The 26,974-nt window shown below is 44.5% G+C and carries 27 protein-coding genes; 2 read left to right on the top strand and 25 right to left on the bottom strand.

Annotated elements, in window-relative coordinates:
• Nucleotides 1-7: 7 nt before the first annotated feature.
• Nucleotides 8-3,373 (bottom strand): transcription-repair coupling factor, encoded by a 3,366-nt coding sequence (mfd, locus tag ACTNBR_RS05125; protein WP_427819073.1) that lies wholly within the window; start codon nt 3,371-3,373, stop codon nt 8-10.
• Nucleotides 3,374-3,411: 38 nt separating this feature from the next.
• A complete protein-coding gene (gene pth / locus ACTNBR_RS05120; protein ID WP_427805487.1) occupies nt 3,412-3,993 on the bottom strand; it encodes an aminoacyl-tRNA hydrolase in 582 nt (193 codons plus the stop codon).
• 152 nt (nt 3,994-4,145) lie between these two features.
• Between pth and ACTNBR_RS05115 the strand changes: the two genes are divergently transcribed.
• Nucleotides 4,146-4,577, top strand: a complete 432-nt coding sequence (locus tag ACTNBR_RS05115) for an FMN-binding protein (protein ID WP_427805486.1) — start codon at nt 4,146-4,148, stop codon at nt 4,575-4,577.
• A 53-nt stretch (nt 4,578-4,630) separates the two neighbouring features.
• Here the strand turns inward: ACTNBR_RS05115 and ACTNBR_RS05110 are convergent, their stop codons facing one another.
• The 3 genes from ACTNBR_RS05110 to sigG form a co-directional block, all read right to left on the bottom strand.
• Nucleotides 4,631-4,894, bottom strand: coding sequence for a glyoxalase (locus tag ACTNBR_RS05110; protein WP_427805485.1), 264 nt, complete (start codon nt 4,892-4,894; stop codon nt 4,631-4,633).
• 50 nt (nt 4,895-4,944) lie between these two features.
• Nucleotides 4,945-5,595, bottom strand: a complete 651-nt coding sequence (locus ACTNBR_RS05105) for an HAD family hydrolase (protein ID WP_441016945.1) — start codon at nt 5,593-5,595, stop codon at nt 4,945-4,947.
• 68 nt (nt 5,596-5,663) lie between these two features.
• Nucleotides 5,664-6,446: an RNA polymerase sporulation sigma factor SigG gene (gene sigG / locus ACTNBR_RS05100; RefSeq protein ID WP_427805483.1), complete on the bottom strand. Its 783-nt coding sequence runs from the start codon at nt 6,444-6,446 to the stop codon at nt 5,664-5,666.
• 173 nt (nt 6,447-6,619) lie between these two features.
• Between sigG and ACTNBR_RS05095 the strand changes: the two genes are divergently transcribed.
• Complete coding sequence (locus ACTNBR_RS05095; protein ID WP_441016948.1) at nt 6,620-8,236, top strand: MBL fold metallo-hydrolase RNA specificity domain-containing protein; 1,617 nt, start codon at nt 6,620-6,622, stop codon at nt 8,234-8,236.
• Nucleotides 8,237-8,250: 14 nt separating this feature from the next.
• On the opposite strand, the gene sigE is transcribed toward ACTNBR_RS05095, so the two are convergent.
• The 20 genes from sigE to ACTNBR_RS04995 form a co-directional block, all read right to left on the bottom strand.
• A complete protein-coding gene (sigE, locus tag ACTNBR_RS05090; RefSeq protein WP_427805481.1) occupies nt 8,251-8,991 on the bottom strand; it encodes an RNA polymerase sporulation sigma factor SigE in 741 nt (246 codons plus the stop codon).
• A gap of 11 nt (nt 8,992-9,002) precedes the next feature.
• Entirely contained in the window at nt 9,003-9,794 is a 792-nt protein-coding gene (locus tag ACTNBR_RS05085) for a sigma-E processing peptidase SpoIIGA (protein WP_427805480.1), read from the bottom strand.
• A gap of 239 nt (nt 9,795-10,033) precedes the next feature.
• Nucleotides 10,034-11,236, bottom strand: a complete 1,203-nt coding sequence (gene ftsZ / locus ACTNBR_RS05080; protein ID WP_441016951.1) for a cell division protein FtsZ — start codon at nt 11,234-11,236, stop codon at nt 10,034-10,036.
• Nucleotides 11,237-11,367: 131 nt separating this feature from the next.
• A complete protein-coding gene (locus ACTNBR_RS05075) occupies nt 11,368-12,132 on the bottom strand; it encodes a cell division protein FtsQ/DivIB (RefSeq protein ID WP_427805478.1) in 765 nt (254 codons plus the stop codon).
• A gap of 61 nt (nt 12,133-12,193) precedes the next feature.
• Nucleotides 12,194-13,252: an FtsW/RodA/SpoVE family cell cycle protein gene (locus ACTNBR_RS05070; RefSeq protein ID WP_427805675.1), complete on the bottom strand. Its 1,059-nt coding sequence runs from the start codon at nt 13,250-13,252 to the stop codon at nt 12,194-12,196.
• A gap of 48 nt (nt 13,253-13,300) precedes the next feature.
• Complete coding sequence (gene murD, locus ACTNBR_RS05065) at nt 13,301-14,650, bottom strand: UDP-N-acetylmuramoyl-L-alanine--D-glutamate ligase (protein ID WP_427805477.1); 1,350 nt, start codon at nt 14,648-14,650, stop codon at nt 13,301-13,303.
• Nucleotides 14,651-14,681: 31 nt separating this feature from the next.
• Complete coding sequence (mraY, locus tag ACTNBR_RS05060; protein ID WP_441016954.1) at nt 14,682-15,641, bottom strand: phospho-N-acetylmuramoyl-pentapeptide-transferase; 960 nt, start codon at nt 15,639-15,641, stop codon at nt 14,682-14,684.
• A gap of 110 nt (nt 15,642-15,751) precedes the next feature.
• Entirely contained in the window at nt 15,752-17,479 is a 1,728-nt protein-coding gene (locus ACTNBR_RS05055; RefSeq protein ID WP_427805475.1) for a peptidoglycan D,D-transpeptidase FtsI family protein, read from the bottom strand.
• A gap of 77 nt (nt 17,480-17,556) precedes the next feature.
• Entirely contained in the window at nt 17,557-19,416 is a 1,860-nt protein-coding gene (locus tag ACTNBR_RS05050) for a peptidoglycan D,D-transpeptidase FtsI family protein (protein WP_441016957.1), read from the bottom strand.
• A gap of 23 nt (nt 19,417-19,439) precedes the next feature.
• A complete protein-coding gene (locus tag ACTNBR_RS05045; protein ID WP_427819079.1) occupies nt 19,440-19,982 on the bottom strand; it encodes a hypothetical protein in 543 nt (180 codons plus the stop codon).
• Between the two features lie 39 nt (nt 19,983-20,021).
• Nucleotides 20,022-20,957: a 16S rRNA (cytosine(1402)-N(4))-methyltransferase RsmH gene (rsmH, locus tag ACTNBR_RS05040; protein WP_427819080.1), complete on the bottom strand. Its 936-nt coding sequence runs from the start codon at nt 20,955-20,957 to the stop codon at nt 20,022-20,024.
• A 54-nt stretch (nt 20,958-21,011) separates the two neighbouring features.
• On the bottom strand, nt 21,012-21,449 hold the full coding sequence (gene mraZ / locus ACTNBR_RS05035; protein WP_427805471.1) for a division/cell wall cluster transcriptional repressor MraZ: 438 nt from the start codon (nt 21,447-21,449) through the stop codon (nt 21,012-21,014).
• A gap of 429 nt (nt 21,450-21,878) precedes the next feature.
• On the bottom strand, nt 21,879-22,121 hold the full coding sequence (locus ACTNBR_RS05030) for a hypothetical protein (RefSeq protein ID WP_427805470.1): 243 nt from the start codon (nt 22,119-22,121) through the stop codon (nt 21,879-21,881).
• A 66-nt stretch (nt 22,122-22,187) separates the two neighbouring features.
• Complete coding sequence (locus ACTNBR_RS05025; protein ID WP_427819081.1) at nt 22,188-22,463, bottom strand: hypothetical protein; 276 nt, start codon at nt 22,461-22,463, stop codon at nt 22,188-22,190.
• 206 nt (nt 22,464-22,669) lie between these two features.
• On the bottom strand, nt 22,670-23,002 hold the full coding sequence (locus ACTNBR_RS05020; RefSeq protein WP_441016960.1) for a hypothetical protein: 333 nt from the start codon (nt 23,000-23,002) through the stop codon (nt 22,670-22,672).
• 70 nt (nt 23,003-23,072) lie between these two features.
• Complete coding sequence (locus ACTNBR_RS05015; RefSeq protein WP_441042679.1) at nt 23,073-24,650, bottom strand: DUF4368 domain-containing protein; 1,578 nt, start codon at nt 24,648-24,650, stop codon at nt 23,073-23,075.
• A gap of 145 nt (nt 24,651-24,795) precedes the next feature.
• On the bottom strand, nt 24,796-24,990 hold the full coding sequence (locus ACTNBR_RS05010; protein ID WP_002334813.1) for a hypothetical protein: 195 nt from the start codon (nt 24,988-24,990) through the stop codon (nt 24,796-24,798).
• A 72-nt stretch (nt 24,991-25,062) separates the two neighbouring features.
• Nucleotides 25,063-26,007: a MobV family relaxase gene (mobV, locus tag ACTNBR_RS05005; protein WP_441042677.1), complete on the bottom strand. Its 945-nt coding sequence runs from the start codon at nt 26,005-26,007 to the stop codon at nt 25,063-25,065.
• Between the two features lie 189 nt (nt 26,008-26,196).
• The gene (locus ACTNBR_RS05000) at nt 26,197-26,592 is read right to left on the bottom strand and encodes a replication initiator protein A (protein ID WP_002578726.1); all 396 of its coding nucleotides are present in this window, start codon (nt 26,590-26,592) and stop codon (nt 26,197-26,199) included.
• A gap of 111 nt (nt 26,593-26,703) precedes the next feature.
• On the bottom strand, nt 26,704-26,974 hold a 271-nt coding region (locus tag ACTNBR_RS04995; RefSeq protein ID WP_441042676.1), incomplete at its 5' end, for a cysteine-rich VLP protein.

Below are 26,974 nucleotides of genomic sequence, written 5' to 3'. Positions count from 1 at the left end.
AAACGCTTTATTCTTCAATCAATTCATGAATATCTGCAATAATCTGTTTTACATTTTCGAGAACCTGTTCATCTTTCTCCTTCTTTGTCTTCCGAAGCTTCCTATATATGAAATACGGATTTACATCGACTTTGAAAGTGAGAGCACCTTTATACTTATCCAAAAGCACCGGAATCTTCTGGGCCGATACTTTTGCCTTCTCGTACATGGTAAATTGATAATCTTCCCCTTTTTGCTCGATTGCAATAATATAAGAGCTGTGCGCAAAAGCTTTGATCTGTGCGATAGTCAAAAGCTGCTGTACTTTTTTCGGCGGTTCCCCGAACCGGTCAATCAGTTCTTCCAGCATATCTTCCCGTTCTTCCTCCGTCTCGATGGCTGCGATTCGCTTATAAATATCCAGCTTCTGATATTCATTCGGGATATAAGTCGGCGGAATAAATGCATCGATGTTCAGATCGATCGTCGTTGTATACGTATCTTCCGGAATTTCTCCTTTTTGCTGACGAACCGCCTCATTCAGCATTTTACAGTAGAGATCGTATCCAACTGCCTCCATGTGCCCGTGCTGCTCCTCACCCAGGAGATTTCCGGCACCTCGGATTTCCAGATCCCTCATGGCAATCTTCACTCCGGAACCCAGGTCTGTGAATTCCCGGATGGCTGCAAGCCTTTTTTCTGCCACTTCTTTCAGAAGCTTATCCCGTTTATACAAAAGGAAAGCATATGCCATCCGATTCGAGCGTCCAACACGCCCTCGAAGCTGATAAAGCTGGGACAATCCCATCCGGTCGGCATCGTGGATAATGATGGTATTTACATTCGAAATATCCAGTCCCGTTTCAATGATGGTTGTAGAAATCAATACGTCAATCTCTCCATTAATGAAATCGTACATAATGTGTTCCAGCTGATGTTCCCGCATCTGTCCATGTGCAAACGCAACATTTGCTTCCGGCACCAATGCCTGGATTCTGGCTGTCATATCGGCGATGTCTTTGACCCGATTATATACATAATACACCTGTCCCTGTCTGGATAATTCTCTCTGGATGGCTTCCCGCACCATCTCGTCATTGTATTCCATCACATAGGTCTGGATCGGCATCCGGTCCATAGGGGCCTCTTCCAGAACACTCATATCACGAATCCCGATCAGGCTCATATGAAGTGTTCGCGGAATCGGGGTAGCAGTCAGTGTCAGAACATCCACATTTTCTTTCAATTTTTTGATTTTTTCTTTGTGCTGTACTCCAAAACGCTGTTCTTCATCAATAATCAGAAGCCCCAGATCCTTAAACTGAACATCCTTACTCAGCACACGATGTGTTCCGATCAGGATATCGACCTGGCCTTTCGTCAGATCCGTCAGAGTTTTTTTCTGTTCCGCCGGTGTACGGAAACGACAGAGAAGATCTACGCGAACAGGGAATTCCTTCATTCTCTGCACAAAAGTATTATAATGCTGCTGTGCCAGAATCGTTGTCGGGACAAGGTAAACAACCTGCTTTCCGTCCTGCACAGCCTTAAAAGCTGCCCGGATCGCGATCTCCGTTTTCCCGAATCCGACATCTCCGCAAATCAGGCGATCCATGATCTTCGGGCTTTCCATGTCGCGTTTCGTGGCCTCAATAGCCATAAGCTGGTCTTCTGTCTCCTCAAACGGGAACATTTCCTCAAATTCTTTCTGCCACACCGTGTCCTTCTCGTAGACAAATCCTTCCTTCTCCTGACGTGCAGCATACAGTTCCACAAGGTCCTTTGCAATCTGCTGTACAGCCCCTTTTACTCTTGTCTTTGTCTTCTTCCATTCCTGTCCGCCAAGACGATTCAGCTTCGGCTTCTTTGCGTCTGCACTTGCATATTTCTGAATCAGGTCAAGCTGTGTAGCAAGAATATAAAGATTTCCTCCATCAGCATAAGAAATCTTCATATAATCTTTCGTAACTTTATCTACTTCAATTTTCTCAATCCCCCGGTAAATTCCAAGTCCATGGTTTTCATGAACCACATAATCCCCCGGTTTTAGGTCAGAAAAATTCTGTATTTTCTGTCCATCATAACTTTTTCGTTTCTTTTTCTTTTTTGTTTTCCCAAAAATATCCGTTTCAGAAATTACCACAAATTTAATCATCGAATATTCGTAACCGACCGCGGCATGCCCATAGCATACCATGATTTCTCCCGGAAGCACTTCTCTCATGGGATCCTCATTATAATAACTGCTGAGGTCATAATCTCTCAGATCTTCCGCCAGACGTTTTGCCCTTGTTCTCGAACCGGAAAGCAGAATGACTCGATATCCATTCCTCTTCAGCCGCTTTAAATCATGGGTCAGCATCTCGAAACTGTTATTATAAGGATTCACACTCTGGGTCTGTAAATGGAATTGTTCTTTTACTAAAAACGGCTTACATTTATTCTCCAGTGCACACATTCCGACAGAGCAAAAATGATTTAATTTCTTAACCACTTCTTCTGTCGTATAAAACAATGGTTCCGGCGTACCTTCCCTGTCCTCATTGTCCGCCAGAGCGCGCATCTTTCGTGCATTCACAACTTCTTCTTCAATTCTCGTTCCCGCCTCGATTAGGCGAACCGGTTCATCAAGAAACAAATTCGTATTTTTAACATTAAAATAATCTATGAAAGAAACGGAATTATTGTCACTTTTCAATTCTTCAGATGGGTAGATCACAATCCGTTCCAGATTCTCTACTGAACGCTGGCTGTCCACATCAAAAGTCCGGATTGAATCCACTTCATCTCCCCAGAATTCAATACGTATCGGCAGTTCTTCCGTCAACGGATAGATATCCAGAATTCCTCCCCGTACTGCAAACTGTCCGGGTCCTTCTACCTGAACTTCCCTCTCATAGCCCAGCTGTGCAATTTTTCTGGTAAGCTCTTCAAACCTATATTCTCTTCCATTTTCTACAGTGAGAATACACGCTTCAATCTCTTCAATCGGCATCAGAAAATCCATCAAGGCATCAAAAGTCGTTATGATACTGGCTGATTTTTCTTCACTGCCCGCTTCATTCGATTCGATCAGTCTCTGAACGACTTCCATACGCTGTTTGATCAGAAGTTTCCCGTGGATGTCCGCCTGATAAAATAACAGGTCTTTTGCCGGATAATAACAGACATTCTCATCAAGGAAACGGTATTCCTCGTACATCTGTTTTGCCTTTTCTTCATTAGAAAGAACGATGAGTGTGCAAGGGCAGCCATCGCTAAGCGCATAAATCATATGAGTTTTTTGTGAAGTCACACATCCTGATAGCAGCAGCATTCCCGGTTTTTTCCGTTTCTCTTTGTATATTTCCTCAAACTCTGCCAATTCTCTCAGCGGGGCTGTAAATGCTTTCATTTCCAATTGCTCCTTATTCTTTCTAAGCAAGGATCATTTTATTCATTATCCTTACGTTTCCTGTTATACTTGTTCATAGCCTGATCGATTTCTCCAGCTGTGATCATAGCCACCGCTTCCGCAGCACACTCAAAGCCTTCTTTTATCAATTCCCGCTCTTCTTTTGAAAAACGGCCGAGCACATAATCTGCCAGATCGTATCCTTTCGGTTTTTCTCCGACTCCGACTTTAATCCGCTGGAAAACAGAAGTCCCCAAATTTGCTATAATGTTCTTTATTCCATTATGCCCACCCGCACTTCCTTTCTTACGGATTCGGAGCTGTCCTACATCCAGGCTGATATCATCAAAAATAATCAGCAGTTCCGTTTCCGGATCCACTTTGTAATACTCGACCAGGCTTCTTACACTTTCCCCACTCAGATTCATATAGGTCTGTGGTTTTGCCAGGATCACTTTCTGCCCGCCAATGATTCCCTTTCCAATGTACGCTCTGTGTTTTTTTGTATCTACAGCTATATTATATTTTTCCGCAAGCAGATCTATCACATCAAATCCAACATTGTGTCGTGTTCCCTGATATTTATCATCCGGGTTTCCAAGTCCAACTATAACCAACATTTTAATCACCTCTGCATTTTTCTTGCTTTATGATACCAGACACTTTCTTTTTTGTCACGCCATAGAATGCATATTTTCCTGCATTCATTCATATATTGTGTTAAACAGCATGCAACTGGATATTCAAAAAGAAATGTATTTGGGGGGTTTTCATGAGTTCCAAAACCAAAATCATCGTCTTGCACATGAAAGAAATTATTTATACAGCAGTATTTGCTGTTTTCGGCATTTTGATCCTATGCCTGCTTTTCTTTATGTTTTCTTCTGGGAATGGCAAGCATAGCGATGTCCGTAAAACATATAATCCCGGTGTCTATACCTCTTCTGTTCATCTGAACAATACCGATTTGAATGTAGAAGTTGCTGTGGATGAGACCCGGATCCAGTCCATACGAATCAGCAATCTGGATGAATCTGTTGCTGCCATGTATCCTCTTCTTCAACCGGCAATCGAAGAGATTGCCCAACAGATCTGTGACACACAATCACTTGAAAACATTGAACTGCCGTCCGACACTCCTTACACCTCACAGCTCCTCCTGAATGCCATCGACGAAGCGCTCAAAAAAGCCGTAGTTTCATGACTACGGCTTTATCGGCTTTTCACCTGAAAATAACAAGAACATCTATTTTCTGACTATCCTTCTACAATCAGATACTGTCCGTTCGGAAGTTCAAATACCTCAGAAGCATCTTCCAGCTCTTCATCGCTCATGCCTTCCACATCGGCTCCGCTTTCCTCAAAATATTCTCTTACTTCTCTGACAGAGTCAACAATCACTGCCATACAGTCCTCCAGAAATGCCTCTGCTTCTTCCAGTGTGTCAGCCACCGGTTCATCGAATAATTGTGACTGCATCTTCAAAAACGTTCTCAGGCACTCCTCATCATACTCATACATTTCGATAACCCTCCCTTTATCTCGATCGCGCTTATATTCTGCGCTTTGTATTACAGGAATCTAAGCAGCTCATCAGCGTGGTCTATGGTCACATCAACCCCTGACCTCTCCAATATCTCTTTTGATCGGAATCCCCAGTTCACACCGACCGTAAGAACCTGCGCGTTCTTCCCGGTCTGAACGTCCACTTCTGAATCCCCCACATAGATTACTTCATCTTTCTTGATTCCAAGGTCTTTTGTAATTTCAAAAAGCCCCGCCGGATCCGGCTTCTTCGGAAATCCGTCACGCTGTCCGCGTATCTCGTCAAACATCCCTCTGCCGAATATACTTTCAACTACGTCCACAGCCTGCTGATGCGGTTTGTTCGTAAATACTGCAATCGCAAGCCCACGGCTCTTCAGTTCCTCAAGAAGAGAAAGAATCCCTTCATACGGGGCAACATGATACGTACACTTTTCACTGAACACTCTGCCGAATATCTGCATTGCATCTTCGATCCTTTCAAGTTCCACATCTCCGGTTGCCCGAAGGGCACGTTCCACCAGACATCTGGCACCGTCTCCCACAAAGCCGCGACACTGCTCACGTGAAATCATCTTCACTCCCAATTGCTTCAAAGTCTCATTTACCGAATACCACAGGGAATCCAAAGTATCTGTCAGGGTTCCATCTAAATCAAAAATACATGCCTTATACATTGCTGCTCTCCTTTTCTATGACTATAATAGTATGAACCCTGTCAAATTTCAATATAAAATTCGATTTTCTATTCTGTTTTCAAATATTGACGCATCAGACGCAGTGCATTCTTTTCCAGACGGCTGACCTGCGCTTGAGAGATTCGGATTTCCCGTGCCACTTCCATCTGGGTTTTTCCCTCAAAAAAACGAAGCTGAATGATATACCTTTCTCTCTCGTCCAAATGTTCCATTGCCGCCTGCAGGGAAAGATCCTCCACCCATTTTTCCTCCCTGTTCTTTTTGTCACTGATCTGATCCATTACATAGAGCGCGTCTCCACTGTCATTATAGACCGGCTCATTCAAACTTACCGGCGCCTGGATCGCGTCCAGTGCATAGACGATTTCTTCCTTTGATATTCCAATTTCATCCGCTATTTCCTGAACTGTAGGTTCTTTCATATTTCTTTTCATGTAATTTTCTTTCGCATAGATCGCTTTATAAGCGGTATCACGCAAGGATCTGCTGACCCGTATTGAATTATTATCCCTCATATAGCGTCGGATCTCGCCAATGATCATTGGGACTGCATATGTTGAGAATTTCACCTCCAATTCCGGATTAAAATTATTGATTGCCTTTATTAGCCCGATACAACCGATCTGGAACAGATCGTCCGGATTCTCGTTCGTGCTTCCGAAACGTTTGATCACACTGAGGACGAGGCGGAGATTTCCCTTGATATACTCTTCTTTTGCTGTCTCGTCACCTTCCTTAATTCTTGCAAACAAGGCATCTTTTTCCTCATCATTCAGAAGCGGAAGCTTTGCTGTATTTACTCCACAGATTTCAACCTTATTCAATGCCATTTCAAGTATCCTCCTAACTCTTTCCAGCTAGTAGAATTTTTCTCAAAACATATTTTATTTATACAATTATAAACAAAATATAAAAAATATTAGTCCTTGACATAATAACTATTATTTTTTCTGAATTTATAGTATAATTAAGATAATAATTCTAACGAAATGAGGTTGAGCTTATGAAGCTAACATTTATCGGTGCCGCCCACGAAGTCACTGGAAGCTGTCATTATCTTGAAGCCTGTGGTAAGCATATTCTGATCGACTGTGGTCTGGAACAGGGACCTGACCTTTATGAGAACCAGGACATTCCAGTTTCACCTTCCACGATTGATTATGTGTTGCTGACTCATGCGCATATCGATCATTCAGGAAAGCTTCCTCTCCTTGTAAAAAATGGATTTAAGGGCGACATTGTCTCTACATTTGCTTCCGCAGATCTGTGCAGCATTATGCTCCGTGACAGTGCACACATCCAGGTTGCCGAAGCTGAGTGGAGAAACAGAAAAGCACGCCGTTCAGGCGGCCCTATGTACGAACCACTCTACGATATGCAGGATGCCCAGAATACGATCATGCTACTTGCTCCTGTAGATTACAATCAGAAAATTCAGCTGTGTGAGGGAATCGATGTCCGCTTTACAGACATAGGTCATCTACTGGGTTCCGCCTGCATAGAGATATGGATCCATGAAAATGGCGTAGAAAAGAAAATCGTTTTTTCGGGCGATGTCGGCAATATCGACCAGCCTCTCATCCGTGATCCCCAGAACGTCAGCGATGCAGATTATCTGGTCATTGAGTCTACATATGGTGATCGGATCCACGCTGCCGAGAAGCCGGATTACATTGGCGAACTCACACGGATTCTCCGTGAAACATTCGAACGTGGCGGCAATGTCGTGATTCCTTCATTTGCCGTAGGAAGAACTCAGGAGCTCCTGTATTTCTTCCGGGAGATCAAGGAGAAAAATCTTCTTCCAGAATACAGCAACTTTGAGGTCTATGTAGACAGCCCACTTGCGATCGATGCCACGACTGTATTCCAGAAGAATACTCGTTCCTGCTTCGACGAGGAAGCTATGGCCCTCATCAATCAGGGTATAAACCCGCTCCTTTTCCCCGGGCTGAAAACGACCATTACAAGTGAGGAATCCAAATTAATCAACTTTGATGATAAGCCAAAGGTGATTCTCTCTGCTTCCGGTATGTGTGAAGCAGGTCGTATTCGCCACCATCTGAAGCATAATCTATGGCGAAGAGAATGCACTGTCCTTTTTGTAGGATATCAGGCAGAAGGCACTCTGGGGCGAAAGCTTGTAGAAGGAGCCGACTGTGTGAAGCTGTTCGGCGAGAACATCGAAGTAAATGCTCATATCGAAATTCTCCAGGGAATCAGCGGTCATGCTGATATGAACGGACTCCTTAACTGGTTAGATGGATTCTCCAAAAAACCTTCACACGTTTTTGTGGTTCATGGTGAAGATGCAGTAACGGATTCTTTTGCTCATACTATTACCGACCGATTCCACATACCTGCATTTGCACCTTATTCCGGAGGCGCTGTAGATCTTGCAACCGATACCATCTTAAGCCCCGGAATCAAGATCCCCAAAAAGGCAGTCGAAAAACCTGCAAGGCAGCGTGCATCTGCTGCATTCGAGCGAGTGGTTGCCGCAGCGAAACGTCTCATGGATGTTGTGCTTAAGAACGAAGGTCTCGCCAATAAAGACCTTGCAAAATTTGAAACCCAGATTCAAAATCTGGCAGATAAATGGGACAGAGATGATGTTTAATCATCTCTTTTTTTTTATTCATAGCGCACCATTTCTCTGCGCAGCCTCTGCATAATTTTCTTTTCCAGACGCGAAATATAAGATTGAGAAATTCCAAGCATATCAGCCACTTCCTTCTGCGTTTTTTCCTCACCTCCCGGCATTCCCAGGCCAAACCTCATCTGCACGATGGTTCTCTCTCTGCTGGAAAGGCGGCTGACGGCCCGAAACAACACTTTTTTCTCCGCTTCATTTTCCATATCACGGTAGATTGTATCTTCTTCTGTTCCGAGAATATCGGAAAGCAGCAGCTCATTTCCATCCCAATCCACATTCAGCGGCTCATCGATGGAAACCTCCATCCTGGTCTTATTATTTCTGCGCAAGTACATGAGAATCTCATTTTCTATGCAACGCGAGGCATAAGTTGCCAGCTTGATCTTTTTATCCGGATTAAACGTGTTGATTGCCTTAATAAGTCCGATCGTTCCGATCGAGATCAGATCCTCGACACCGACTCCTGTATTGTCGAATTTCTTGGCAATGTAGACGACCAGACGCAGATTATGCTCGATCAGCAGCTTCCTCGCCTTTTCTTCCGTCTCTGTTCCCAGCGCTTCAATCGCCTTCGCTTCTTCCTCTGCTTCCAACGGAGCCGGAAGAATATCCGAGCCGCCGATATAGTGTACATCTTTTGTCTCCGGAAACAAAAATGTCCGGAACGTGGGTACCATTTTTAATTTAAACTGGTTTGGAACTGCAACTTTTATCATCAATTTTACTCCTCCTAACAATCCTCGGGATGCAATATCACATCATAATTTCCATCATTAAACCGTTCCTGTGCCGAAATTCCGAACAGCGGATATTCTATGATTTTCTCGCGCTTTCCATGAATGCACATTTTATCGATGGTAAATACTGGCAATACACTTTCATTTTCCTGGATCGTGCAATAAGGAATGTATCTGATATATTGTATTTTTTCCTGTTCCGTCAATTCTTTCATTGCTTTTTTATCAATTATATGTACTGGCTTACAGCTCAGCGTATCACAAAGACTATTTCCACTATCGATTACTGCCCGGAATGTACAAACCCTTTCCCGGAAATATAATGTCACTTTGCATCTGCTTCCCTGGAATTTCCACATCATCTCAAGAAAATCCATCACTCTGCACAGCAGATAATAGCTGCACACTGTAATCGAAAAGCAAAGTACTCCCTCCCGAAAGAATTCACCCATGTACGGCCTGACCCATGTCATAATTCCTCCCATCAGAAAACTGACAATGTAAAGCAGGATCCATTCCCTGATAAACTCCGAAACGCATGCAGGTCTCAGCGAAACGATCAACATACAGGAATTCACTAATAAATGCATAATCAGAATCTTGACCGCCGGATACATCGGAATACACATTAAAACACTGACTGAAAACGCTCCCGCAAATGCTCCCAACAGCACATATCCATGTGTGGCAGTACATTTCAATGCTCTTTTTACCGCCAGGAGAATCAGATAATCCATCGAAAAATTGACCAGAAAAAATACATCTAAATATATTTCATACTGCACGTTTTTCCCTCTTTCTTTTGAATCAAATCGATTTGGTACTCAAGCAAACCTTATTATAGACAATCGTCCCCTCAGATTTTGTCAAACAGTGAGGAGCGTTCTTATTTTCACTCGACACCACTAAACACAGGAACTCGGAATGACTTTTGTCAAATTTTCACAAAAAAGGCTGTCGTATAAATGAGCATAAAAAAAGACGCAACATAAAATATGTTGCGTCTTTCGACAAAAATATAAAATTATTTCTTAAAGAAATCCGGAATCTTAATAGACTGCTCTTTTACATTGCTTGCCGGCTTTCTCGGTGTCTGAAGCTGAGGCATCGTTCCGTTACCGGTACCTTGCTGGTAATTTCTTGTATTGTAAAGCGGTCTCTCCATACCATAGTCGTTCTTCGGCATCGCCTGCGTTGTTCCTCCCATAGAACCTGCGCCTGAAAGCATACTGGATTTATGTTCCAGTCTGGACTGCAATTTGGATGCAGTTCCTCCCACACTGTGAAGTCCGGTCGCAATTACGGTAATCGTTGCTTCATCTGACTTAGAATCATCGTACATAGCACCAAAGATAATATTCGCTTCTTCTCCTGCGAGATCCTGTACATATTCAGCCGCATCACTTGCATCCATAAGAGTGATGTCTCCGGAAATATTGATAATTACATGAGAAGCCCCTGCAATTGTCGTCTCAAGCAACGGGCTGGCAACAGCCTGTTTAACAGCTTCCAATGCCTTGTCATCGCCTTTGCCCTGACCGATACCGATATGTGCAATTCCTTTGTCTGTCATGACAGTCTGAACATCCGCAAAGTCAAGGTTGATAAGTGACGGTACGTTGATCAAGTCGGTAATACCCTGAATACCCTGCTGAAGGACTTCATCTGCTTTCTTCAGTGCTTCCGGCATTGTTGTTCGTCTATCAACGATCTCAAGAAGTTTATCATTCGGGATAACAATCAATGTATCAACATTCTCTTTTAATTTTTCAATTCCTGCAAGCGCATTGTTCATTCTTGTTTTTGATTCGAAACGGAATGGTTTCGTAACAACACCTACAGTAAGCGCTCCCTGCTCTTTCGCAATACGTGCTACAACAGGCGTTGCACCGGTTCCGGTTCCGCCTCCCATACCACAGGTTACAAATACCATATCTGCACCCTTCAGTGCTGCTGAAATCTCTTCCGCACTTTCTTCTGCTGCCTTCTCACCGATCTCCGGTTTTGCTCCCGCGCCAAGTCCTTTGGTAAGCTTGTCTCCAATCTGCATCAGAGTCGGTGCCTTACAGAGCTGAAGTGCCTGCTTATCTGTATTGATTGCAATAAATTCAACACCTGCAATCTGTTCGTCGATCATACGGTTCACAGCATTATTTCCACCGCCGCCAACACCAATTACGATTATTTTTGCTGCTGCTTCTGATTCGTTTGTCTTAATTTCTAACAAGAGTTTCTCCTCCTTTGTCTCCTTATTATATTATACACCCAATATGTCCAATATACGATTAGCTATATATCAACTATAATATAGTTTTTTTTCCAAAATATCAATAGAATTTTGTATATTTTTCTAATTTTTTACTCACTTTCTTCCGGTAGGACATCTTTTTCAAAGCTGATTGTCGTGTGATCCTCGTCATATCTCTCCAGATGAAGCGTCCCTTTCTGATCCCCGAGTTTCTCCAGGATCGGCGGAATCTGTGCAATCCTGTCTGCCAGATTCTCATCACCGATGATCGCACATTTATTTCCAAAATACAAATACAAATCCGAGCCTCTGCACAAAATCCGATCCGGCTTCAGGTCATATTTCTTCAGCGTGTTACTCATATCCAGCAAATGCTCAAAAACCTTCTTGTTGTCCTTCCCGACCGGAAGTTCCTCGAAAAGCTCTGCTTCACTCACGGTAAGACCTTCGATACACGGCACATCATCCCACCATTCTTTTGTTCGCGCCAGCACCACGCCATCCTTATCAAAATATACGAAATCATCTCCGACTATAATATAACCTACAATTTTCTTTTCCGTCACTTGAACTCGAATCGTCCATGGATTGGCAAGCCCCACCTTGGCCTCTTCCAACGCAGGCAGCATCTCATAATCTGTAAAATGATATTTGCAGAGCAAATATACGGAATTCGTTGAAAATTCATCCTGCTGCAGCCAGTCTGCAATTTCCTGCTTAGATAGAATTTGATTCCCCTCCACTTCTATTTTTCGAACCTGAAATAAAAGGAGAAATCCAATCATAACAAAGCAGATCAGCATAACCAGCAGAATGATTGCATAAATCGTCCGCTTCTTGATTCGTCGTTTTTTGTGATTCTGTTCTTCACTCATCCAAATGCCTCCTTATTATTTATCAGCTGTCCTTTTCAGGCAGCATTTTCCTCCCTAAGGTTCATTCTACCAGACTTGACACACTAAGCACAAGCCCCATTTCAATCAAAAGGAAAACAACGGACGTCCCTCCGTAACTGATGAACGGAAGAGTAATCCCTGTATTCGGTATTGTATTTGTAACGACCGCAATATTCAGAATCACTTGTATCATCATATGCGCCATCGCTCCCGATGCGATCAGTGCGCCAAAAAGATCTCGGCTGTGCGTTGCGATCAAAAAAAATCTCCAGATCAGAATCAGGAACAAAAAGACGATAAAAGCCGCCCCCACCAGTCCGAGTTCTTCACATATAATAGAAAAAATCATGTCATTTTGCGCTTCGGGCACAAACCCGAGCTTCTGGACACTATTTCCAAGACCGGTTCCGAAAAGTCCGCCCGATCCAATGGCATAAAGCCCCTGCAGGGTCTGATATCCCTTCTCATAATTTTCAGGATTTCTCCAGATTGCAAGACGTTCCAGACGGTAGCTTTCGAGAGCCAGAAAGATTCCCATAAACGCGCACCCCAACACCCCCATGCCGACAAACTGTGCATATCGAGGGCTGGCAACAAATACCAGTACGACGCCGATCCCCAGAATGATGATTGCCGTACTCAGATTACTGGTACCGACCAGTCCCACGATTGGGAGCATCCAGAGAACAATTCTGAACATAGTCCCTGTTTTCGCAATCGTCTTTGCATGTTTCGTCACGATCCATGACAAGAAAATAATAAGCGCAACTTTCGCAAATTCAGAAGGCTGAAAAGAAAACGGACCCAAAGATAACCATCTTTTGGATCCGTTATACTCTTTTCCGAATAGCATAACCGCAATTGACAGCCCAACCGCTGCCAGATAGCAAACTGCTGCAAACTGCTGCCATACATGATAATCAATCCCGGCAACCCAGAACATCATAACAAGCCCCAGGATCGTTGCAAACACCTGCTTCTTCAGATAGTAGAAAGAATCGTGAAATTTCACGTCACCATTGTATGCGCTGGTACTGTATAGAATCACCAGGCCTACTGCGACCAGCAGAAACACTATGACAAGAAGCGTATAATCCATTCGCTTCTTTTTCTCTTTCTCCGCCAATCCGGCTCACTTCCTCACTTTTTATAATGCAAGCACATATTTCTTAAATTCATCTCCGCGTACTTCATAATTCGGAAACATTCCCCAGCTCGCACATGCCGGAGAAAGCAGAACTGCATCTCCGGGATTAGCAAGTTCCACACAAGTGTCCATTGCCTCCTCAAAAGTATCTCTCAGAATGCAGTCATGAAATCCGCATTCTGCCGCTTCCCTCTGTATCTGCTCCTTCGTTGCGCCGATCAAAACCAGATAACGTACTTTTCCGTCAAAGCTGCGGATCCATTCATGAAAGTCAGACTGTTTATCGTAACCTCCTCCAATCAGGACCGTAGGCCGGTTCATTGCCTGAATTCCCTTGATTGCCGCATCCGGATTGGTTCCTTTTGAATCATTATAATAGACAACTCCGCCTTTCTCAGCCACAAACTCGATCCGGTGTTCTACTCCTTTAAATGACTTTACTGTATCGCGGATCACATCCAGATCCACTCCATAGACAGCCGCCATTGCAACAGCTGCCATTACATTCTCATAATTGTGTACGCCCAGAATCTGCAGTTCCTCCGTACGGCAGATCAAAATACCTTCCTTATCTTTATCCGGTTTGTAAATGATCGCACCATCATCCAGATAAATCCCCTGTTCCAATTTATGCGCACTACTGAAAAATAGAACCGAAGCATCGATCTTATCCGCCATACCACGTGTAACTTCATCTTCATAATTCAGTATACAGGTATCCTCGGAGGTCTGATTCTTCGCTATATCCTGTTTCGCCTGAATATAAGCTTCCATCGTGTGGTGTCTGTTCAGATGATCCGGCGTGATGTTCAGAACCGCACTGACTTTCGGCCTGAATGTAAGGATACTCTCCAGCTGGAAACTGGACAGCTCCGCGACGATCACTGAATCCTCCCTCGTTTCGTTCGCAACCGTCGTATAAGGATTGCCAATATTCCCGACAACAAACACACTTTCAAACGCATTCTTCATAATCTCGCCAAGGAGGGAGGTCGTCGTCGTCTTTCCATTGGTTCCCGTAATTCCGAGAATCTCACCTTTTCCACACACATACGCGAGTTCGATCTCTCCCCAGACAGGAATTCCTTCTTCTTTCATCCGAAGTACGATTGGAAGATCCGTCGGAACTCCCGGACTCATTACCACCAGATCAAGCCTCGCAAGTTCCTCCTCGGGAAATGTTCCGAGAATTACCCTTGCACCGGTCTGATTTGCAACAGCAGCCGCATCCAGTTTCTCATTTCCATCATAAAGAATCACTTCTGCCCCTTTATCTGCCAGCAGCCTGCAAGAGCCGGTACCACTGATGCCTGCACCAAAAACAAGCACTTTCTTCCCTTGTAAATCCATCTTTCTTCCTCCTACCTTTCTTCTTCTTCGCTTAAAGCGCCAGAAGGGCAATCAGGCATAAAATAGCCGTAACAATTGAAAATACTGCGACAACTCTCGTTTCACTCCATCCGCAAAGTTCAAAATGATGATGGATCGGAGTCATCTTAAAAAATCTCTTCCCACCCGTTTTCTTAAAATATGCAACCTGTATCATAACAGAAAGCACCTCGATCAGATAAATAAGTCCGACAATTATGATAAACAGCGGCATCTGAAGCATATAGGCTGCCGAAGCCACAAAACCTCCCAGCGCCAGCGAACCGGTGTCTCCCATGAAAACACTTGCCGGATATACATTGAACAGTAGAAATCCAAGAAGCGCTCCGACAACCGCACAGGTAATCGGCTCGATTCCACTCTTATTTCCCATCGCGACGACTGTGAAAAATGTAGCCACAAGCACCGTCACACTAGATGCAAGGCCATCCAGACCATCCGTAAAATTCACTCCGTTCACCGTACCGATAACAGCAAAAAACAGAACCGGAATTGCAAGCCATCCGATATCCCAGTAGTATTTCCCGCCGGTAAAAGGAACCAGCATCGTAAGCGGGACCTTTGCAACCTTAACAATGTAAAATGCAAAAATCGCAGTCACCACAATCTGGAGTGCCATTTTCTGCATCGGCATGAGGCCATCGGAACGCTTTAGTACAACCTTCAGATAATCATCCAGGAATCCAATCATTCCAAACCCCAGTGTCACAAAAAGGACCGGGATCACTTTTGGATATTCCCTGACATAGATCAGGGATGTCATCGTAATCGCGAACAGGATGATCACGCCTCCCATTGTCGGAGTTCCTGCTTTCTTAAGATGAGACTTCACTCCTTCCTCACGCTCTGTCTGCCCCATCTTCAGCCTTCTGAGAATCGGTATCACAATAGGTCCGGTCAATACACTCAGTCCAAATGCTATCAGCACTGGAATTACCATCTTATAATCCATAACGCACCTCTTATTTCTTTCGTTTTTTTCTACGCATTTAGTATAATGTATCTGTTTCCATTTGTAAAGTGGACACTTCCGACCTTTTACCTTTCGTCCTTCTCATTTTCCTATGACTGTTTTTCTATTCCCAGATATGGAAGTACATTATCGAAAATGTCCCTCACAACCGGGGCAGCGATCGTCCCTCCATAATAGACACCCTGTGGATTGTAGATTACTGCCATCGCCAGCACTTCCGGATCATCTGCCGGCGCGAAGCCAACAAAAGAAGCAATATATTTTCTCGCGCTCCTTGGCAGCGTCTGACTGGTTGCCGTTTTCCCGCCGATTCGATACCCTTCAATATAGGCATTCTTTCCTCCACCTTCTGACACAACCGTTTCCAGTACAGCCTGCATTGTCTCAGAAACCTCCTGCGACAGAATTCTTTTGCCTTCCCCATAATCAAATGTCTCCGTTTTCTCCCCATCCGCCCGATAAGTTGCCATTCCAAAATGCGGGGTGATCCTTTCCCCGCCATTGATAAGGGAACTGATCGTCGCAGCCATCTGGATCGGTGTTACCTGAAAAGACTGTCCAAAGGACATCGTAGCCAGTTCCACCTGACCGACATTTTCTTTCTTGTGCATAATCGTATCAGCCTCCCCCGGAAGATCCACTCCTGTTTTTTCCAACAGACCGAATTTTTCAAAATACTTGTAAAAATTATCTACTCCCAGCCGCAATCCAACTTCAATAAAAACCGGATTACAGGAGTTCTGCACTCCCTGCACAAACGTTTCCGCACCATGGCCGGTCGTTCTTGCACAGCGGATCTTTCTGTCTTCCACAATTTTATATCCCGGACAATAGAACTGATCCGTAAGGCTTACCACTCCCTCCTCCAATGCCGCAGAAGCCGTGAACACTTTAAATACGGATCCCGGTTCATATGTATCATTGATGCATCGATTTCTCCACATCTGATTCAAGCGTTCCTGTTTGACTTCATCATCCAGTTCCGAAGTATCCTCTTCCATATTCAAAGTAAATGGATCATTCAGATTAAATTCCGGAATATTAACGCAGGCATAGATTTCACCATTTTGGGGATTCATCACAAGGATAACTACTGCATCGGCCTCTTTCTCCTCCATGACTTTCAACGCAGCCTGCTGTGCATACATCTGAATATTATAATCCAGACTGATTTGAAGTGTCTCTCCGGCTACCGGTTCTATCCGGTCCTCCGCAATTCCTTCCAGTTCGATTCCCCTTGCATCCGTCGTTGTAAGAATCGTCCCGTTCGTCCCTTTCAGCCATTTTTCATATTTCACTTCCAGTCCTATGATTCCCTGATTATCCCCTCCGGTGAACCCAATCACTTTCGATGCGAGACTGTCATATGGATAATACCGTTTAAAATCTTCATCTATTTTCACTCCGTCAAGATCATATTCCCGGATTCTGTCCCCTGTCTCTTTATCAACATTCGTCTTTATCTTTTCTCTTGAGGAAATCTTCTCTGCTTTTTTACGTATTTCACCGGACGAAATCCCCAGTTCTTTTGAAAGTACTTCAATGACTCTCTCTGGTTCCTTGATCTGGCTGTGAATAACTGAAATCGTGCACACCGTTCTGTTCGTAGCGAGTACAACTCCGTTTCTATCCACAATTTCTCCTCTTGCAGCCTTAATTTCCCGTTCACGCTCATGCAGCGCTTTTGCCTTTTCCTGATAATACTCTGCATCGAAGATCATCAGATAGACAAGCCTTCCCAGCAGCCCCAGTATCATCACCGCCGCTGCCAGAAATACGACAAGCATTTTCTTTTTATTATATGTTTTGTTGCGCATAAAAACCCCGGACCTTCAAATATGTTATCTTCCATTTCTATAACATATTATTCTTTGCCCGGGGTTATACCCTTCATTTATTCAGCTGAAGCCTTTGTAATATTCAGATACGGAAACGCTTCCTTCATAATATCCGCGGCAAGCTGTGAAATCTGATTACTGCATCTTGCCTGATTCGGCACATTCGGTTCATCGATCACAACATAAACGACGATTTCCGGGTTATCCTGTGGTGCATAACCGATAAAGGAATCTACGTTCTTATTCTCACCACGAGGGAGTTTCTCTGCGGTACCTGTTTTTCCTCCCACATCATAGCCTTCCACTTTCGCATATTTTCCACTGCCGTTTTCAACAACACTGTGCATATAGCTTTTCAACATCTCAGACGTCTTCTTCGATATCGTTCTTTTCTCCAGAACCGGTTCAATCGTTTCTGTGACATTCCCATTTTCATCACGAATCGCCTTAACCACATGCGGTTCATAATAATTCCCCCCATTTATCAGGGAACAGAAACCTGAGATCAACTGCACCATAGTCACATTGAAGTTCTGCCCGAAGGAGTTCGTTGCAAGATCTGTGCTTCCCATATTGTCGGGCTGATACAAAAGTGCCGAAGTCGCCGCATCTCCCGGGAGATCAATCCCACTATACTCACCAAATCCAAATATGTGTTGATATTTGCTGAACTCTTCTGTTCCGATATCAAGGCCGATTTCCATCAAAGCCACATTGCAGGAATTCTCCATAACCTGTGTCAGATTCTGATACCCATGTCCTCCTTCATCATAAGAAATACATTTGATATCATGATCACCCACATGAAGGTAGCCTCCGCAGTAATAGGTCTCATCCCCGGTCAGCTTTCCGATTTCCAGACCTGTTGCCACGGTAAATGGTTTGATCGTAGACCCCGGTTCATAAGTATCGGACACACAGAAATTTCTCCAGAGTCCATTCAGAATATCCAGCTTCTCTTCACTGGACATTGCCGCAATCTGCTCTTCTGAATAATAATTTGACAAATCTCTTGGATTGTTCAGATCAAAAATCGGCAGCGAAGACATGGCAAGAATCTCACCTGTATTCGGGTTCATCATAATTACCGCCCCGTTTTTAAATCCGCCTCCCTGTGTTGCTTCATTTCTATGCTCTTCATAAAATGCAGACAGATGTTTCTCTACGATTGACTGAAGATTTGCATCCAGCGTTGTTACGATCGTACTGCCATTGACCGGTTCTTTCACCGTCTGCGTTGTGGACGCCTCCGTGTTTTGATACCCGTATTTTCGTCCATCCGTTCCATTCAGCGTACTGTTATAATATGCCTCAAGGCCGGCAGCTCCCACATTTCCATCTACACTGAATCCGATTACATCGCATGCAAGCGTATCATAAGGATATTTTCTGACGTAGTCTTCCTCCAGCCAGATACCCTGAATATCCGTATTCCCTTCCACAGCTTTTTCATAAGCTTTTGCAGTATCATAGTCTATTCCCTTTTTCAGAATAGTATAGCGACTGGTCGGGTCTTCCTCCAGAATATTGAGAACCGTTTCCGCTTCAATTCCGAAATACGTCTGAAGAGCTTCCGTCGTCGCCTGCTTATATGTCTCTGCTTTTTTTTCATTACTCAAAAGTACTTTGGCATCCAGAATCACATTATACACACGTTCACTGGTCGCAAGCTTTGTGCCGTTGCCGTCCACGATATCACCACGTTTAAACGGGATCGTTCTGCTTGTGTACTGCTGTTGATCCAGTACGATCTTCGTATAATTTTCTCCTTCCGAGGCATTGATGTAAGTAATTCTTCCGATGAGAATAACAAAAGCCAGTAATATCAACATAAAGAGTATTACCAGCTTTTTCTGCATCCCTTTCGTGAATTTTTGCCTCAAAGCAGGAACTTTTCTTTTCTTTCTTTTTGACATTTGATTCACCTTGCATTTCTGTTCTATTTTTTCATCTGTTCAGACTGAGCCAGCACTCCGCTTTTCGGGATATCCTGATACTGCTTCATATAATCACTTACCGGATTCTGATAGGTAACAACCTGATCAGAATTTGCATAGACCATTCCCAGTTCATTGATTGCTTTCTCTCTAACTTCTTCCAAATTCACAGAATCTGTGATGGAATTGTATCTTGTCGTATTTTCCTCCCGTATATCGGCAAGCTCCTGCTGCAGTTCTGAAATATGTTCAGATCGATTCGTAAGCTCTGTACGCATCTGAAGATACCATACACATGCCACCAGTGCGATTACTGCTGCAAAAGCAAGAAATGCTACGTATGCCGGACTCATATGCAGTGCTTTCTTCCGGTTCTGTCTCACCTGACGGCTGACTCTCTTCTTACGGCGTGGCTCTTCAACCACTCGTTCCCGTCTTCGCGGCATCACCTCATTTTGCCGAACCGTATTTCCATATATGTACATTCCACTATGTGCCTGTGGGCGTCTTGCTGTCTCTACATAATTATTCCGCCTTGCTGCCATAAGGCACCACCCTTTCAAATTAAATATATCCCTTGTATTCTATCTTCTTTCAAAAATACGAAGCTTTGCGCTTTTTGAGCGGCTGTTTTCTTCCATCTCTTCTTCACTCGGAAGAACCGGCTTCTTCGTAACAACACGTCCCTTGGATACTTTACCACACACGCACACCGGAAATGTACTTGGACAAGTACAGGGATTTTCATTTTTCTTAAAAATACCTTTTACAATTCTGTCTTCCAGCGAATGGAACGTAATGATACAGATCCTTCCGCCCGGATTCAATATATCAATCATATCATCCAGCGAATCCCGAAGCACCTCCAGTTCCCTGTTGCATTCAATCCGAATTGCCTGGAATGTTCTCTTTGCCGGATGTCCTGATGTCTTCTGAACCTTCATCGGTATAGACTGTTTGATGATCTCGGCAAGCTGTCCAGTCGTTTCGATTGGACCTTTCTCACGTTCGGCCACGATATGTTTCGCGATATTTTTCGCGAACTTATCTTCTCCGTAGTCACGTATAATGCGAAAAAGGTCCATCTCACTGTAGCCATTGACGATGTCCTTTGCCGTTACACTCTGTCTGGTGTCCATTCTCATATCCAAAGGTGCATCTGCCCGATAGGAGAATCCTCGGTCTGCCGTATCCAGCTGATAAGATGACACGCCCAGATCAAGTACGATCCCATCTACTTTGTCAATGCCGATTTCATGGAGCCTCAGTTTCATATCACAATAATTGCTCCGGATTATTGTAACTCTCTCCCCGAAACTGAGTAATCGTTCGCTTGCCGCCTCGATTGCAGCAGCGTCCTGGTCTATTCCTATAAAACTCCCCTTGTTACTTAAACGCCGACATACTTCATAAGCATGTCCGCCTCCACCAAGCGTCCCATCGACGTAAATACCGTCCGGCTTGATGGCAAGGCCCTCGATTGTCTCCTCCAGTAATACTGATTTGTGTTCAAATGCCATAGTGTCCTCCTATTGAAACGAATCATTGCAATCCGTTTCGCTTTTGTGATCCGGTTAAATGCTCAGTCCCAAATCTTCCATGTCACTTGCAATATCTTCGATATTTTCCTCAACATCAGCAGTACGAGCTTCCCACGCATCCTTGCTCCAGATCTCCACCTTGTCCAGCACACCGGCAAGCACAACTTCTTTGTCCAGACTGGCATATGCACGAAGCGAAGAAGAAATCAAAACTCTCCCTTGTTTATCAAGTTCTCCTTCCACGGCGCTTCCGAGAAAGAAACGTTTAAAGTCTCTGGCCTTTTTGTTCGTGAGTGGTAAGGTTCTTAGCTTGTCTTCAAAGGCTTCCCATTCGTTTTCCGGATAGAGAAATAAGCAGCCATCCATTCCCTTGGTAATTACGAAATGTTCTCCCAGACTTTCTCGCAATTTTGACGGAATGATGAGCCTGCCTTTCGCGTCAATACTGTGATTAAACTCTCCAGTCAACATCAAGGATCACCTTCTTTCAAAGTGGTCTGCCACTTTTACACCACTTCGCTCCACTATTCACCACTTTCTACCACTTGAAACCATTGTAAACCACTTTATCTCCCTTTTCAACCCCCTTTTTCATTTTTTTATGCTCTCCCAGACTTTTCTGTAATTTTTCCTTTTTTCTCCCCAAATTGCACAAAAAGCAGAAAAATCCCCTTCCGATTCCTCTTCACCCTCCATTTAGCATCAAGTGGTGGGGAATCGTGGGGGATTTTTTCGTTTTCATATCATTGTGGGAAATTTTCCCACTTTTTTCTGTTTTTATATTAATTCACTCATTGAAATGGAGCAAATAAAATGAGCGCTGACACTTCCGGCATATCCCCGGAACTAAAAAAGAGCCTGCTCTCCGGCAGACTCTTTACTATACACTTTTTATTTTCATTATTCGGATAAATTGAGGGACTGAAGATACCCATCTACAGCAGTGTAATCCACTTCTGCCATATCTCTCGGCTGATTCTGCTCATACAAGCCGTACGCAGAATAACCAAGCCATCCAACCAGCGCCACTGCGATCACTCCCACGATGGCACTGCGCACGATGTGCATAATCTTCTGTTTCCTCATAATCTGTTTTCTATTTGCTTTTTCTTTTTTATAACAATCTACTTTTTCCTGACTCATCTTACTGTAGCTCCTTTTAAAATTAGATGCTACAATATTAGCATATTTCTTTAACAGATTCAAGCATTAGACTTTTGGATTTTCATCTTTTGTCATATGCTTTTCCGGAATGATTGTTCTTAATAGCTGGAAAGAAAAAATAACAGCTAAGTATCTGCAAACATTCCCTACAGTCTTATCCACTAACCACAACCACCAATTAAAAATCACATAAAAATCCGGATTAATCTGTAATAGATCCGGTAAGACATATTGTTCCAGGACGTATAAAGTTAATATAATCAAGCACAAAAATTCTAGCAATGTTAACTTTTTATTATTACTAATGCTATTCACTTTCATAAATCCTCCTAAGGTATAAATTTATGGTCCACTGTCTCCAAATTTCTCACTATTCTGGCTGTTTATTTGCGCAAATATTATACACTTATAATAGCACAAATAAAATCGCAGCAAAGTAATGAGTAATTTCCAGGGAGAAATTATTCGTTTACACTACTAAATGCACCACTAGAGTTCACCTTTTCCAACAATTTAGTACCTATTTGTTATAGCCACTCTGCAAAAACAGATCCAAAAGACTTTATCAACACTCCAACATTTATAAGATTTATTACGAAACATACTGCTATAATAACTTTATAAACCTTTGGCAGTTCTATCCTTTTGATTCCACAATAAAGTAAAACTGCCAACATGATCACTAATCCTCCACCCGGAAACAAAGTGCCGGAAATTGCAACCATCAATACTGCAAGTCTGTTATTCCTTTCTTCCGGCTCAACTTCTATCTCAGTGTTTACTTCATCTTGCTCATCAGCACTCTTATCCTTTAACAATTCATCGATAGAAACCTTATATATCTCACTGAGCACTACCAAATTATCAATATCCGGATACGCTCTTCCCGTTTCCCTTAGTTAAAGATATTGTTGGGTATCTCAAGATGTGTCATTCGATTTTGCCGATAAAGCGGTAGAAGATTTCTACCTCCTGTTCCCGGCTTCCGTCCTCACTTTTGACCGCTTCATGGATAAGGATTTTTTCAATCAGCGTATTCAGAAGTTCAGCCGTCAATTCTGTGGGATTGACATACTGTTTCATCAGACCTATCCACTTTTCAGCGTCAACCGCTGTCTGGGCGGCGGCCTCCATCGCTTCGTGAAGCCGTTCAATTTTTGCGTCCAATTCTCGCTGTTCGCCCTGATACTTTTCGGACAGCATATTGAAATTGTATTCTGTAATGCGTCCGGCAGACCAGTCCTCATACATTTTTGCAAACAGGGTGTCTACTTCTGCTTTGCGCTTTTCCGCCTTTTTCAGTTCGGCTGTCTGCCGCTTCCTTGCAGTATTGCGTTCCTTGTCGCTGGCGTTAAGTAGCCGTTTCAGAAGTTTGTCCCCGTCCTGCTGTGCCAGCACAGACCAGTATTGCAGACGGGAAAGGACATAGGCGTAAAGCACATCATAACGGATATAGTGCATGGAACACTGGTGCAATCCTTGCCCGTACTTGCTACAATGGTAGTGGGCATAGGGATTTTTGTTCTGACTGTTCACACCATAGGCCAGCGACCAACCGCAGTCCGCACATTTTACCAGCCCGGAAAATATCTGCGTTGTGCCGTTCTTCTGCCGTCTGCGCCTGTTGCAAATCTGCTCCTGTACTTGACGGAACACATCTTCGGAAATAATCGCTTCGTGGGTGTTCTCCACACGATACCATTCCTCTTTTGGCTTGCGTACTTTCTTCTTGTTTTTGAATGAAATATTGGTCTGCTTATTGTGGACGCTGTGTCCGATATAGGTTTCCTCTTTCAGAATACTTTTCACCTGCGCTATCGTCCACGCATAGGCTTTTTCCTCCGGCGCTCCGGCATAGATATTTGCGAAAGTGCCGTATCTCTGGAAATTCAGCCAGCCGGGAGTAGGTACTTTTTCTTCGACCAAAATCCGTGTAATGCTGGCGGCTCCCCGGCCATGAACGGCAAGGTCAAAAATCTTTTCGATAATCCACCTTGTTTCCGGGTCAATCAGAAGATGGCCTTTCTTATCTGGGTCTTTGACATAGCCAAGCGGAGCATAGGCTCCATAGTGTGCGCCATTTGCGAACCGTGTCCGCATGGCCGCCTTTACCTTTTTGCTGGTCTGGCGGGCGTGCATTTCATTCAGAATGTTGAGGAATGGGGCAAGCTCATTCTCTCCGTTGATGGTGTCCACATTGTCATTGACAGCGATATAGCGGACTCCTTTGCTGGGAAAGTAGATTTCCGTGTATTGGCCGGTCAGAATGTAGTTTCTGCCTAAGCGGGATAAATCCTTCGTAACAACGCAGTTGATTTTCCCGTCCTCAATGTCATCAATCATTCTCTGAAAATCCGGCCTGTCAAAGTTCGTTCCAGACCATCCATCGTCGATATATTCATCTATGACATTCAGGCTATGCTCGGCGGCATATTGCCGGAGCATCATGCGTTGTGTCTGAATACTCCCGCTTTCTCCTTGCAGTTCATCGTCCCGGCTCAATCTCATATAAAGCGCCGTGTTGTAAATCGTAGTATTGTAAGGTTGTTTCACCGTTAAAAATCCTCCTTCTAAAGAAACAACCCACGCTTACAATACTTTTGCTCTATGGCAATTATATCATAAGCGTGGGCGTGTTATCAATGATGGGCTATCAGGTTGAAGCGGCTTTTTCTGCGGTATGCCGCACCACATCTACAATCAGATCACCGAGGGGCTTCCCGCCTGCGGCGAAGTGTTCGGAGATTTTTATACGGTTGTTCCCACATACAAAATACTGCGTGCCGTTCTCTGCTTGTATGACCTGCCCTGTCCGGGGTGTAAAAATATCGCTTTCGCTTTTTGCCATCCAGTGTCCTCCATATTCAGTTTTCAAGGTACAATGCCGCACAAAGGCGGCGAAAATTTCTGCTTATATCTATCACCTTTCCTTTACCGTGTGCCGCTGCTGACGTTTCAGTTCCGCCAGTATATCCGGCGGGATACGGTCAACCAGCCGCTGTAAATTGTCCAGTTCGCTTTTCAGCTTTGCCCGTTCCATCGTATCTTTCATCTTTCCTTTTTCGCTGGCCTTTGCCCTTGCTTCCAACTTCTCATTCTCCGCCAACAGGTCATTGATTGTGACCTTGTACTTTTTCAACTGCCCGGAGAAGTTCTCCATCTGCGGGAACCACTTTTTTAGCATGGAGAGGGCTTCCTCTTTTTTCTTTCCGGCGTTCAGCGGGTTAATGCCGTCAAGGGCGGCTTCAATGGCTCCGGCCTGTTTGGAGAGGGAAACCGCCTGTTTGAAAAGCCGGGTGGGGATATGCTTCCGGCCTGTCTTGCTGGCACTCTCCCCACGCTCCAAGTCGGGATATTTCACCACCATATAGGCGTGAAAATCGTCCTGCCACTTCGTCAGGTTTGCCCGGTTGCCAATAATCTCTTTAGCGCACAGGCGGTTGTCCTTTGTCAGCGGAACAAAGGTCAAATGCAGGTGGGGCGTTTTCTCGTCCATGTGTACCACCGCCGACACGATATTTTCCCGTCCTACCCGGCCAATGAGGAAGTCCGACGCCCTTTGGAAGAACGCCTGTATCTCCTTTGGGGATTTCCCCTTAAAAAACTCCGGGCTGGCGGTTATCAGCGTATCGACAAACCGTGTGCTGTCCTTGCGGGTTCGGCACCCGGCCTGCTCAATCCGGCTCTGAATGAAGTGGTAATAGCGTCCCTCCGGCTTGACGATATGGAAGTTGTATTTGCTCCGGCTTGTGTCAATGTCGGGATTGCTGGCATACTGTTCTTTCTGTCTTTCGTGATGGGCTTCCAGCGGCCTTGCCGGGTTGCCCTTGTGCTTCTCAAACCGTAAAATTGCGTGTTTTGCCATTCTGCTCCTTTCCCCATTCCTTTCCTATCCGGGGTTTTCCACAGGGAAAATCCCGCAGAAAATAGCTCGGATAGGATTGGAATGGATAGAATATAAATCAATCTTTTTATCTTTGTATTTCGTATTTCTATATACCGTCCGGTTTTCGTACGTCTCAGGAGTGATTTCCGTACTTCATGGGTACGGTTTTCAGTCCTCCGGCGTACCAGAACCGGATTTCTTGAAGTCGGTGTTTGGAACCGCTTCATAGGATTTTGGGAAAATGCGGTTGGGTTTTCCACAGCCCTGCTTCTGGATCTCCACCAGTCCGGCGTATTGCAGTTCCCGCAGGGTATTCACCGCTTTCTGCCGCCCACAATGGAGCAGTGTGACCACTTCACAGATAGGGTAATACAGGAAAATCCGTCCGCAGTCATCCGCCCACCCATTCTTGCGGGATAACTCTGTCCGGCGCAGGATAAAGGCGTACAGAACCTTTGCCTCGTTAGACAGGGGCTTGAATGTGGGGGCTTCAAAGAGGAAATTCGGGAGCCGGGTGAAGCTGAACGCCTTTTCCGGCTGATGGATATAGATGGTATTTGTCATAGTTCGTTTTGTGGACGGTTAGAAGCCCGTTTTCCGGGGCGGGCGATACTTTATACCACCTGCCCCGGTTTGGGGCTTGCAAAGCCTGATAAATCAAGGCTTTTTTCGCTCCTAACTGTCCACAGCAGACCTCCTTTTCCGTTCACTTTCTGTTTTCTGCCGCCTGTGAACTCTGGCGGCACAGCCGGGGCAGTATTTTGCCCGGTTGGATTTGGGGACGAACACGCCACCGCAGACCGCACAGCGTTTCAAGTCCTTATCCCGGACAATTTCCGCTTCCAGCGTCCCGTCCAGCGGCAAGACCGCCCAGCGGAACCACTTACAGCAGACCGAGAAAGAAATCGTCTGCGGACAGGTGCAGGTGTCCCCATCGTCAAGGACA

This window comes from Bariatricus sp. HCP28S3_F11 (genome assembly GCF_052065395.1).
In the GTDB taxonomy this organism is placed as follows: domain Bacteria; phylum Bacillota; class Clostridia; order Lachnospirales; family Lachnospiraceae; genus Allocoprococcus.
The sequence above is the reverse complement of the archived record's forward strand: the minus strand, read 5'-3'. Positions and strand labels throughout refer to the sequence as shown.